The organism is uncultured Algoriphagus sp. (assembly GCF_963974835.1).
In the GTDB taxonomy this organism is placed as follows: Bacteria; Bacteroidota; Bacteroidia; order Cytophagales; family Cyclobacteriaceae; genus Algoriphagus.
Window position 1 is genome coordinate 202,008 of sequence record NZ_CAXBET010000004.1, and the last position, 12,331, is coordinate 214,338.

Genomic DNA, 12,331 nt, shown 5'->3' on the forward strand with positions numbered 1-12,331 from the left:
CCTAAAGGATATCAAATAATTAACCATGGAAACTCAAGATTTAGGCAAGATTCTTATCATCGATGATAACGAAGACTTATTATTTGCCGCAAAAATGCTTTTGAAGAAGCACGCCAAAGAAGTGATGATAGAAAAGGATCCACGCAGGATTCCTTTTTTGGTCAATAACAATAACTATGATGTGATTCTCCTAGACATGAACTTCAGAGAGGACACGACGTCCGGCAAGGAAGGTTTTCACTGGCTAAAACAAATTAAAGAAATCGATCCAAAGGCAGTTGTAATACTTATAACAGCTTTTGGTGATGTTGAAATGGCCGTGCAAGCATTGAAAGAAGGGGCAACTGATTTCATATTAAAGCCATGGCAGAATGAGAAGTTGATCGCTACACTCTCTGCAGCTATCCGACTGAAAGAAAGCTACAATGAAGTCGACAAGCTGCAGAAAAAGCAAAAGCAGATGCAGACAGACATGAAGAAACCTTACACTGACATCATCGGTCAAAGTGCTTCTATGAAAAATATCTTTTCTATCATTGACAAAGTAGCCCAGACTGATGCAAACGTTCTGATTTTGGGTGAAAATGGTACAGGTAAAGAATTAATTGCCAGGGCTATCCATGATAGATCACTTCGGAAAGATGAGATTTTCGTTGGAGTAGATATGGGTTCAATTACTGAATCGCTATTTGAATCTGAGCTTTTTGGTCATAAAAAGGGAGCATTTACTGACGCGAAAGATGATCGATCAGGAAGATTTGAAATTGCAGATAAAGGATCTTTGTTTCTGGATGAAATAGGTAATCTTTCTCTTCCTCTTCAGTCAAAACTATTGACAGTTTTACAACGCAGGGAGGTGACCAGAATAGGTACTAATAAGGCCATTCCTGTCGACATCCGTCTTATTTGTGCCACAAACATGCCGATTCACGATAGTATTGCTGATAACTCATTCCGTCAAGACTTACTTTACAGAATCAATACAGTTGAGATTTTCTTACCTCCACTTCGTGAAAGACAAGATGATATTCCTGTACTAGCCAATCATTTCCTTAAGAGCTATAGTCAGAAATACCGTAAAAACTTCACTGGTTTTACCGCTGCTGGAATGGATTTATTGCAGCACTATGCATGGCCTGGAAATATCCGAGAGCTACAGCATGCCATAGAGCGGGCAATCATCATGGCTGAAGGCGATGTGTTGGATTCTAGAGATTTCTTTTTCCTCTCTGCTAAGCCTGCTTCGGATAAAGCACCGACTGCCGTTACCCTGAATCTGGATGACATGGAAAAGACAACCATTCAGCGAGCTATTGACAAAAACGGAGGAAACATCTCAAAAGCAGCTAAGGAGCTCGGACTTACAAGAGCGTCCTTGTACAGAAGGCTGGAAAAATATGGACTATAAAGTTGGGCTACTTGGGAGGATTGCTTTTTTAGCAGCCTCTCTTTTTCTTTTAGCATACGCTATCATAGATAGTTGGGGAGTTTTCATGATTTCCCTTTTTCTTGTATTAGTCGTATTCCAAATAATTTATTTGCTCCGTTACTCCGAAGGATCATTCAAAAAAGTGCGCGTTTTCCTCGATAATATCAAGCAGGACAAATATTCCCAGCTTTATCCAGTCAAGTTTGACGGAACAGAGACAGATGATTTGCATATAGAATTTAATGCGATTCTGGCAAAGCTGAAAGAAGATCAGGCTGAAAAAGAAGCCAACTACCAATATTTCAGATCCGTGTTCAAGCACCTAAGCATAGGCCTAATCACTTTTGGAGAAAACGGTGGAATTCAAATTGTAAACACAGCTGCAAAACGGATCCTCGATGTGGATGAATTAAAAAACATCGGTGATATCGAGAGAATTAATAAGGAGCTTCACTTAGCAATAAATAATCTCAGAACTGGTGGATCTGAACTAATCAAGATCGCTCATCCTGATGGAATCATGCAGATTTCCGTGTACGTGATTGAATTACTTATGCGCGGTGAGAAATTTAAACTCGTATCTCTACAGAATATCCAGTCCGAATTAGAGGAGAAAGAGATGGAAGCTTGGCAAAATCTGGTCAAAATTCTAACTCATGAAATTATGAACTCTATTGCTCCTATCTCCTCTCTCGCTGGAACTATTCAAGGAGAAATGGAAAGCAAAATTGAACATGTGGAGCAAATAACCCCTTCAGAGATGGAAGATTACCTAATGGGAATCAGCACTATTGAAAAGCGTAGTCAGGGGTTAATCAGTTTCGTATCTGACTTTAGAAGTTTGGCACATATTCCAGCTCCAAAATTCAGCAGTATTGCTATTGCAAAACTCTTTCATCAATTGGAAGTTTTACTTCAAAACCAACTTGAAACACACCAGATAGAACTTATCAAAGAAATCAACCCTAAAGAATTAATCCTATTTGGAGATCAAACTCAGATCGAGCAGGTGCTGATCAATCTTACTCAAAATGCAATCCAAGCCGTGGAAGATTCACAAATTAAGCGAATTATACTTCGGGCATTTATAGATGAAGCTGGGAAAATAATTCTCGAAGTAGCTGATACTGGGAAAGGAATCGAAGAAGAGGCGCTTTCGAAAATTTTCATTCCATTCTTTACCACCAAATCCAAAGGATCAGGGATTGGACTTAGTCTATCGAAACAAATCATGCGTCGCCATAAAGGCAATATTCAGGTGAGATCTCTTCAGGGTGAGGGGACTACTTTTAAACTGATATTTAATGGATAATTAATTAGTTAAAATTCAGTTTAGCAATAAATGAAAAATCGTCCTTGCTATAAAAAAAGCTCTTTGGAAATGTTACCAAAGAGCTTTTTTAATAGCTTTCAAAAAGATTAATAAGCATTTTTATTCCTGAAGATCAGGCTATTAAATGTCAATAGAATTATCTTAAGATCGAATAAGAAACTCCAGTTTTTGATATAAAATAAGTCATAGCGCAAACGAGCATTCATGTCTGACAAGTTTAAGATTTCCCCTCTGTATCCCTTAGCTTGAGCTAATCCTGTGATACCTGGTTTAACCATGTGTCTGCACATAAAATTCTCCATTTTTTCAGCAAATTCTTTATTCATTGGTATGGCGTGAGGTCTAGGTCCAACGATTGCCATTTCACCGATTAATACATTTAACAGCTGAGGTAGTTCATCCAAACTACTTTTTCTTAGAAAAGCTCCAACCTTTGTAACTCTTGAGTCACCTTTTGTAGCCTGTTTAAAATTGGTTTCAGGCTCAAATTTCATACTTCTAAATTTAAAACAATAGAAAGGCACATTATTTTGTCCATGTCTAAGTTGCTTGTAAAAAACAGGCCCTTTGGATTCCATCTTTATAAAAAGCGCGATAATTGGAAATAACCAACTTGCAATTAATAAGAGGAAAATGCTAACTGACAAAATCTCAAAAATTCTCTTGGAAATAATCTGAGAGCTATCCAACAGATTTACCGAATACCTATTAAAGATGAAGTCGGAATTAATTGAAAAATTTTCTAGGTTGTTAAGTTTTGAAATTGTTGTAGCCATGACAATATGTATTTTTTATAAAATTATATCAAAAGACTAGAGTTAAATTTCCCGGTCATTTCATTGTGTAAATCTAGGCAATAAAAGATTGATTTCCCAAATGAATTACATTATTTTTTATTTGAAATACATTTTTAATAAATCGTAAAAAAAACTTATGTTTTATTATTGATAATTAATTATGAATTAAATGTGATTATTGACTGCAAAATCAATCGTTTTGAGTGCTAACTAAGATTAGTAAAATTGATTTTTATTGATTTAGATTTACACTATACAAATAAAAACATTTAAAAAATGACTGAAATGGTGAAATATTATTGCGCTCAAATTAGCTAGGCATTTTCGTACACAATGAAAAGCTCACTAGAAAATGATTGCAATTTTAAAAAAGCGACTTCTCACATTTTGTGACTAAACTTTTTGCCAGCAAATTTTTGTTGTGAAAAGTCAAAATAACTAAGCTAGAAAACTAAGAAAATCTCTTTCAGCATTTTCAGTATAGTTTTTGTAAAATTCTAGTTCCTTGTTCTTTAACTGATTGAGAGCATCTTGATTATTTAAAAGGCTCTCAATACGGTTTGCAAATCCATCCGGATCATTAGAAGGTTCTAAAAAATTCAATCCATCATATCCTCTTACAGCAAATTCTGTGGTTACAATAGGAATTCCGTAAGAAAGAGCTTCTAGTACCTTGATATTAATTCCTCCACCTGTAAGAATAGGCACAAAAAAGATATCTGATTTCAAAAAAAACTCTTCCATAGATGGGACATCAGAAAACATTTTTATTCGCTCTGATTCGTATTTCCGAAGAGTATCAGGTATATGCCGTCCAACAATTAAGACATTAATGTTTTTCCCTAGCTTTTCATAAACATTTTCCAGAAACCATTTTACTCCATTCAGGTTAGGATGCCAGTGCATACTTCCACAAAAAAGAATATTTTTCACTTCGGAATTACTGTTTGGGATTGTATACTCTTTGTGATCAAATCGAATCATCAAATTCTTCAAGAACACTGCATTTTTAAAATCCTCGGAATAGTCGAATGAACTAATAAAAATCACCTTCTCTACGTGGGAATAATAGTTATCTCTATATGTCCTTAGCAAACGCATTAAAATAGCGTAAGTGATTTTTACAACAGGATTATATGAAACTTTGCTATTCTGTTCAAAGATTCGAACTTCATCGTTATGCTCAACTAAGTAGGTCTTAATAGTCTTTGGATCCAAATAAATACTAGAACGTAGATGATCAACCAAGGCAAACATCGGTTTTTCTCTCTTTATAATCTCGCTTAGAGATGTTGTTATATGCTCTAAATATTTACTTCTGGTAACAATAGAAGGTTTTCCGGAAGCAAAGGATTTTAATGCCGTAACTCCCTGATTAATATATGTCTCCTTAAAAAAATATATGGAAGAACACAATTCCTTAAGACTATTTCGATTTAAATCTTCGTCATATTCTTCCTCCACGACATTCACGAAGACTACATCAAATTTTTTTGCCAATGTTTTCAATTGATCTAGAGAATAAATCTTATCCCCACTATTGGTTGGAAATAGCGCACTCGAGCATATAACTAAAACTTTGTTATTCATAGAAAATTGAAAATTTGAAATAGTATAGTGGTAATCATTTTTTATGGAAAGAAAAAAGTGAGCATCTTATTTAATTTTTCAACAATTCAACTAAACCCAATTTATCTTGACTTGGATTAGATGGATGGAATAGATTTCACTTGATTATCTTTTTCTGACGTTCAAAGATAACTGTACATTTTCAATCACCAATTTGAATTCAATATTCCTGTGATGAAAAGGATTTGCACTAAGTCAATAATCCAGCGTAAGAAATTGCTCAACCTTTTCTACCAAAGCGAAATCACTCAATTAAACTAAATACGCTTTGCCTATAATTCTTTGCTTATTAGACATGAAAAAAACCGAGGAAGAAATTCAACCTCGGTTAGCTCTAATAATTTTATGAATTATTTTAATTGACAATAAGATATTTTACCTAGTGATTGAGTGGCCACTTTAAAGTCAGCGAATAATAATAATCCTTCCCTAACTAATTGTTGACTTAACACCCACGCTCGAAACGCAATTAACCAACTCTAGATTCTTTCATACTGATGTATCCTGTATCCTCATGCTTTTTAGTCAACTGCTTGCTCAAGAATTCGGAAAAAATGTCTTTTACAAATATAGGACCGTAGTAAGCGTATCTTACCCACATTCTTTTTGGTTCTTTAGCGAATCGAACTAACCACTCTAAGCCTAAATTTACCCAAACTTTATTTGGTCTTTGTACTGTTCCAGCATAAAAATCAAATACAGCACCAATAGAACAAATCACGGAAGCATCAAGAAATTTCTTATTCGCAAATGCCCATTTTTCTTGCTTTGGCGCAGTCATTCCTATAAATAATACGTCAGGCTTAAACTCATTTACAGCGTCAATCATTTGCTGTGTTTCTTCCTCAGTGAAATTAGCTTTGAATGGCGGAGAGTAGTATCCCACCTCAATATTGGAATATTCCTTATTACTTCTAGACTTGATAGCCTCCAAAACATGTTCTGACGACCCCAAATAGAAACATCTTCCGCCTTTTCTATTTAAGCCTTTCAACAAATGCTGATGAATATCTGCACCTGCTATCTTTTTGATATTAGTTCTCCCGATCAATCGATTAGCCAAGACGATTCCAATGCCGTCAGGCAAAAGTACGTCCGCTCCCATAAGAGATGCTTTGAATTCAGGATCCTCCTTAGTCAAACAATATGAATACTGGTTCACAGTTTGAATGAGGATTTTATTTGCCACTGGCAAATTGTTTAATTCCTGGCTAAATACTCTGAAATCGTTGATTTGATTTTTGAGGGCGGATTGTTGTAGCATAACAAGGGAATTTTGAATTATTAACTAGATATTTAAAAATGCTTGACTAATGTCATTTTTGTCGACCATTTCAACAACTGACTTCTTCGACCCTACAAAAATGTGCCTTAAAAGCACATTTGAGCATTTTAGAGAGGAAGAAAATGAGTTAAAATTTTTACGCATGACGTTTTTTTATATTTGAACAGCATTATTGTGACTGTTTATGAAACAAATGTATAAAAATAAATTTTAAATCCTAAGGCCTTTTCAACTAAAAAAAAATTGGGATTAAGTAATTTTTTCGATTTGAACCTTACTTATTAGATAATTCGAAATAAAGAGAGAAAATTAATAAAATATAAAACTATGATTTATAGTTAATTAATATAATGAGATTAAACCTAGATATAATATTAGTTGATGAATTTTTCAAAAAAATATTTTTCAAAAAAAACTATTCAAAACGTAAAAAAATGTATGTAAATTTTTCTTAAAAGATTAGGTATGGACTACTCATTCAGATTTCTTTTAATAAAAACCTTTTGAAAAAGCTCCATTTGCTGGGACCAAAACTAGAATCTTCCTAAGACACTTAATAACTTAAACTTTAAAATGAAATACATTTTTATGGCATTTTCCTACAGTTTGTTGAGAAAAGGGGCAATATGTGAGCATAAATTTTCCCACAATTTTAGTTTGTTTTGATTCAAAAAGCGTTTTTAAGTATTACAATTTCATTTTTTAGCATGCGAATTTTTAAATTCTAAACTGGCATAGTGCGGCACGGTCATAGGAAGAAGGTGCGAGTCGGTCAGAATTGGATTGACAGCCACCGTTTTTATTAGTTCTAGTAAATATGGAATCAGCACTTTATTGTTGTTCTGTTTAAAAAGTGGCTTAGGATATTTGCCCAAAATATCTGAGAATCTAAAAGAGTTTTTGAAGTAAAATCACATATATAATGTGGGGCAAAAGAGATCAAATAACTGATTTTCAATTATATACAGTATTAAATTTTATGATTTCTGCTAATAGTTATCACCCAGTATTAAAACGATTTAAGTACCATATAAAAATTATTACTCTGATTACTTCTTAACCACCAAACCTGTTCAAATCCCCCTTTATGAAAAAATTATTTACTAACCTAACAAGGATGGTATTATATACCGTCGTGTTACTCTCATGCAGTTTTTCCTATGCCACCACCTATTATTTCTCTTCAAGTAGCGGTGACGATAATCGCAGTAGCGGCGAAGCACAAAATCAATACACACCCTGGAGAAGTATTCAAAAACTAAACTCTATCATAAGTTCACTTCAACCTGGGGATAATATCCTTTTTAAAAGTGGGGATACTTTCCAAGGAACGATTATAATGACCAAATCGGGTAACTCAGGTGCACCCATTACATTTGGAAGTTATGGTTCCGGTGAAAAGCCAATTATCACCTCGCTTCTTAGAGTTACTAATTGGACTTCAAAAGGTGGGAACATTTATGAAGCCTATGTTGGAGTAGAGAGCGATTTGAACATCGTTCTTATGGACGGAAAAGCTCAAGCTATGGGTCGATATCCAAATGCGGATGCAAACAAATCAGGATACTTAACTATTAATTCCTATGGATGGGGATATGTAAGCAGTAGTGAAATGCAAGCTCCAAGTAACTTTTCAGGTGGAGAAGTTGTGATTAGAAAAAACAACTGGATTATTGACAGACACTCTATTAATTATCATTCCGGTACAAGCATAGGTTACAATCCTCTCGGAAGTAATTATAGCCCAAATGCAGGATACGGATTTTTTATTCAAAATCACCCAGGAACGCTAGATCAAAACGGAGAGTGGTATTACAATAAACAGAACAAAATGGTTCAAGTTTATTATAATAGGGGTAATCCTTCTTCCGGTAATATTCAGGTCTCCTTAAGTGATAAAGTTATTGATCTAAGAGGCGCAAGCAACATTACTTTTTCAAACTTAGCCATTCAAGGTGCTAATGAAGACATAGTCAAAATTACCAGTGGCTCAAACATTACATTTAATTCTACTGAAATAAAATTTGCAGGTCACAACGGTATAGACGCAATCACTACAACAAACTTTACCCTTCAAAATTCTCTAGTCGAAGACACATATAACAGTGGTATACACTTTCAGTGGCAAGATGTCAATTTGAAAATCATCAACAATACCTTTAATAGAAACTACATTTTTGCCGGAATGGGTAGAAATGGAGATATGAATGGAAATACCATTTATATGAGTGCAACCTCAAACAACGCTCTTGTAGAGGGCAATAAAGTTTTAAACTCTGGATACCAGGGCATAAATTTCGATGGAAACAACACGGTAGTTAAAAATAATTTAGTTGATACTTTTTGCTTTGTAAAAGATGATGGAGCTGGGATTTACACCCACACAGGTTATCCAAATACTACTTTTACTAATAGAAAAGTGACCAATAATATTGTCATCAACGGTGTTGGTGCTGTAGATGGCACAAAACCTTTTGGACCAAATGATTTTCCCTATGTGAAAGGTATTTACATGGATGATAATACTTCAGGAGTTGAAATAAAGGGAAATACAGTTGCACATGTGGGATGGAGTGGTATTTACATTCACAATTCCAGAAGCTTGGAAATCAATGACAACAACGTCTACGATGTTGGAAACTCCATATTATTCGTCCATGATAATCTAGGTGATCCTAATAGGAATATCACGATGAAGAATAATAACTTTTTGGCGAAAACAAGTGGTCAAGGACATGTTTTCGTAAGATCTAAATACAATGATGCAAATCAGATGGGTACTTTTGATCAAAATGTGTACTCAAAACCTCTCAATGAAAACAACACATTTACTCTTGATCTTCCATCAAAAAAAGGGTTGATTAATTTTCAATCCTGGAAAGATAGCTATTGGATGGATCGAAATTCTTCCTCAAGTCCAGTGGCTTTCGATGAGAGTAAAATGGATATTGATGACTTTATCCTATTTGAATACAATTACTCAAGTAGTTCAAGATCTGTCGGTTTATCAGGAACGTATGTTGATTTAAGGGGCAGAGAATATTCAGGATCTGTTAGCATTCCTGCTTATTCATCTATCATGCTACTTAAAACCAAGGCGGGCGCTGCAAATGCAGCACCTAGTGTAAGTATTACATCTCCAAGCTCAAAATCTCAATTTGCTAAAGGCAATAGCATAAATATCACTGCTAATGCTACAGATCCTGACGGGACAATTACAAAAGTCGAATTCTATAATGGAAACAATCTATTAGGAACTGACACAACTTCCCCTTACAGTTTCACTTGGTCTGGTGCATCTACAGGGAATTTCACTTTAACTGCAAAAGTTACCGACGATAAAGGAAAACAAACCGTTTCAGAATCAATTGATGTAAATGTGGTAGAAGCAGAGACTACTTTATCAAATGTCAGCATCACTTCGCCTGTACCAAACTCACAGTTTTCAAAAGGAGATGAGGTAACAATCACAGCTCAAACTGAAGGATCAATATCAAAAGTTGAGTTTTATAATGGAAACAATTTATTAGGAACTGACACTTCCTCTCCTTACAGCATGCAGTGGACTAGTTCTTCTGTTGGAAGTTTTAACATAACTGTAAAAGCTACTGATAGCAAAGGCTCTGTAACTACTTCCACTCCTGTAGCAATCAAAATAGCTCAAAAATCAGCGCAGTCTCCTTACGGAGGAACACCAGCTGTAATTCCAGGAACTGTAGAAGCAGAAAATTATGATTTGGGTGGAGAAGGTGTAGCTTACCATGATACTGATGCAGGAAATAATGGTGGTGCATACCGTAAAGATGATGTGGATATTGGAGCAGCAAGCGAAGGTGGTTACACCTTAGGATGGATGAATAAAAACGAGTGGCTCGAATATACTGTGAATATAAAATCCGCAGGAGCTTATCATCTTAATGTACGTTTAGCTTCTCCAGCTTCCGGAGGAAAATTCCATATCGAAGTTGATGGTGTGGATGTAACAGGCCCACTAACTGTTTCTTCCACAGGTGGATGGAGCAATTGGGGATCTGTAACCAAGTCTGATGTAAATCTACCTGCCGGTCAGCATGTTTTACGATTTGTGTTAGACAGCCACGGAGCAAATGGATACTTCGGCAATTTAAATTCCATGAGTTTTACCAAATCAAACGAATCTCAATTAGTAGGCAATACATCTCCTGCTTCAGGATCGGGATTATTAGATGGTCTGGTTTCATTCTATGAAATGAACACAAATTCATCCGGAGTACTAAGAGACTCCCATGGACAAAACCATGGCGTTAATTCACAAATCAACCATACTAACGGTTTCATTCAGAATGGAAATAAATATGATGGACAGGCTTCTATTTCAAGCGTGCCACATAGCAACAGCCTGAATCTTACTACCGAATTTTCCTTAATGGCCGATATCTACAGAGAAGGCGATGCTCAGTCAAAAGGAACTGTAATAGTTGGTAAAACATTGTCGTCTGCTTGGACAGAGAACCAGTCTTACTCAATAGGCTTGACTTGGGACAATAGAATAAGAATTCGTACAAATATCCCTTATCTAAAAAATTGGGAATCTACTGCTGTAGTTCCTAAAGGTAAGTGGGTAAGAGTTATCGCAACATATAAGTCAGGTGAAGGATACAGTCTGTATTTGGATTCCACAAATCCTGAACAATCTGGTGCATTCTCCGGATCTATTACAAAATCTGATATGGAATTGACCATTGGATCAGCCACTCTTCAGAACAATTCAGCACATCAAAGAAGATTTGAAGGAATTTTGGACAACGTAGGAATCTGGAATAGAAAACTCTCTAAATCTGAAATAGAAAGCCTGATTACTACTAAAATCACTTACCCTGATTTTGCGGGAAGCAATAACTACAGAGTCAATGTATCATCTACCATAGAAGACACACTTGGGGAAGTAAGAACTTCAATAGAATCAACTGAAGCTGAAGCTGGTGAACAACTAATATTCACTGTCGAGGATAAAGAAAATGCGGTATTTGAGCATTGGAGCATTGATGGTGTTAAACAGGGAAATCAAAATCTTTTAGATCTTGAAATGCCAAATAATGACATCACCCTTACCAAACACTTCAGAGCCTTCATCGCACCTGAAATAAAAATTGGTTTGCCTGATGACAAGTCTGAATTTGAAGCATCTAGTGACGTCCAGATTGATCTACAGCTAAAAAGTAATGATGCCGTAATTGAAAAAGTAGAGCTCTTTAATAAAGAGGAGCTAATAGGCGAAATAACTAATGACTCAACTGGACTATCCTGGAAGAACATTCCGCAAGGAAATCACGAACTGGTAGCTAGAGTTACTGATTCTCGTGGCAAGTCATATATTTCTGATCCAGTGATACTTAAAGCGGTTGATTCAAAATCAAAAGATTTTAGGGATGTCTTGCTGGATTATAAAATAGGTCCAAATCCGACAACTGATTATCTGAATGTAATATTCACCAATCTGGATGGAGTTTATGATTTCGAATTTAAAGTAGTCTCCATGACAGGGATAGTTCTTAAGACTTTTGCAGCAAGACCTGAGGAGTCCACGGTGACTGTAGATGTCGCGGATTTGAAAAACGGAGTATATGTTTTACAATTGACTTCAAATGGTAAAAACATTTCAAGTAAGAAGTTCATAAAAAAATAAATTAATTATCTGCAATATTCACAGTTAAGAAAATTACTTTGGCCACCCGCATTGAGGTTTCAGTACGGGTGGCCAAAATCTTTTAAACAAATCCAATGATTCTTTAAATTTTATTAGTATAAAAGTAGTTTTGAAAAAAAGAAAGAGCACCCAATAATATTGGGTGCTCTTTCTTTTTTATTTGATGGCAAAA

General features: G+C 35.3%; 6 protein-coding genes. 3 read left to right on the plus strand and 3 right to left on the minus strand.

Going from position 1 to position 12,331, the window contains the following annotated elements:
- Window positions 1-25 precede the first annotated feature (25 nt).
- Together AACZ73_RS10830 and AACZ73_RS10835 are read left to right on the plus strand one after the other, a co-directional pair.
- Entirely contained in the window at window positions 26-1,408 is a 1,383-nt protein-coding gene (locus tag AACZ73_RS10830; protein ID WP_339877734.1) for a sigma-54 dependent transcriptional regulator, read from the plus strand.
- Window positions 1,398-2,741, plus strand: coding sequence for an ATP-binding protein (locus tag AACZ73_RS10835; RefSeq protein WP_339877735.1), 1,344 nt, complete (start codon window positions 1,398-1,400; stop codon window positions 2,739-2,741). The genes AACZ73_RS10830 and AACZ73_RS10835 overlap by 11 nt, the downstream gene beginning before the upstream one ends.
- A 107-nt stretch (window positions 2,742-2,848) precedes the next feature.
- Here AACZ73_RS10835 and AACZ73_RS10840 read toward each other — a convergent pair whose 3' ends face one another.
- The 3 genes from AACZ73_RS10840 to AACZ73_RS10850 form a co-directional block, all read right to left on the minus strand.
- Window positions 2,849-3,538, minus strand: coding sequence for a sugar transferase (locus AACZ73_RS10840; protein ID WP_339877736.1), 690 nt, complete (start codon window positions 3,536-3,538; stop codon window positions 2,849-2,851).
- A 459-nt stretch (window positions 3,539-3,997) separates the two neighbouring features.
- Window positions 3,998-5,149: a glycosyltransferase gene (locus AACZ73_RS10845; protein WP_339877737.1), complete on the minus strand. Its 1,152-nt coding sequence runs from the start codon at window positions 5,147-5,149 to the stop codon at window positions 3,998-4,000.
- Window positions 5,150-5,657: 508 nt separating this feature from the next.
- Entirely contained in the window at window positions 5,658-6,452 is a 795-nt protein-coding gene (locus AACZ73_RS10850; protein ID WP_339877739.1) for a WecB/TagA/CpsF family glycosyltransferase, read from the minus strand.
- Between the two features lie 1,108 nt (window positions 6,453-7,560).
- On the opposite strand from AACZ73_RS10850, the gene AACZ73_RS10855 reads away from it, so the two are divergent.
- Complete coding sequence (locus tag AACZ73_RS10855) at window positions 7,561-12,138, plus strand: Ig-like domain-containing protein (protein ID WP_339877741.1); 4,578 nt, start codon at window positions 7,561-7,563, stop codon at window positions 12,136-12,138.
- Window positions 12,139-12,331 lie beyond the last annotated feature (193 nt).

Excerpts from the sequence above, each read along its gene's own strand:
- AACZ73_RS10830 (WP_339877734.1), top strand. The coding sequence starts at position 26 with ATGGAAACTCAAGATTTAGGCAAGATTCTTATCATCGATGATAACGAA.
- AACZ73_RS10855 (WP_339877741.1), top strand. The coding sequence starts at position 7,561 with ATGAAAAAATTATTTACTAACCTAACAAGGATGGTATTATATACCGTC.
- AACZ73_RS10835 (WP_339877735.1), top strand. The coding sequence starts at position 1,398 with ATGGACTATAAAGTTGGGCTACTTGGGAGGATTGCTTTTTTAGCAGCC.
- AACZ73_RS10850 (WP_339877739.1), bottom strand. The coding sequence starts at position 6,452 with ATGCTACAACAATCCGCCCTCAAAAATCAAATCAACGATTTCAGAGTA.
- AACZ73_RS10840 (WP_339877736.1), bottom strand. The coding sequence starts at position 3,538 with ATGGCTACAACAATTTCAAAACTTAACAACCTAGAAAATTTTTCAATT.
- AACZ73_RS10845 (WP_339877737.1), bottom strand. The coding sequence starts at position 5,149 with ATGAATAACAAAGTTTTAGTTATATGCTCGAGTGCGCTATTTCCAACC.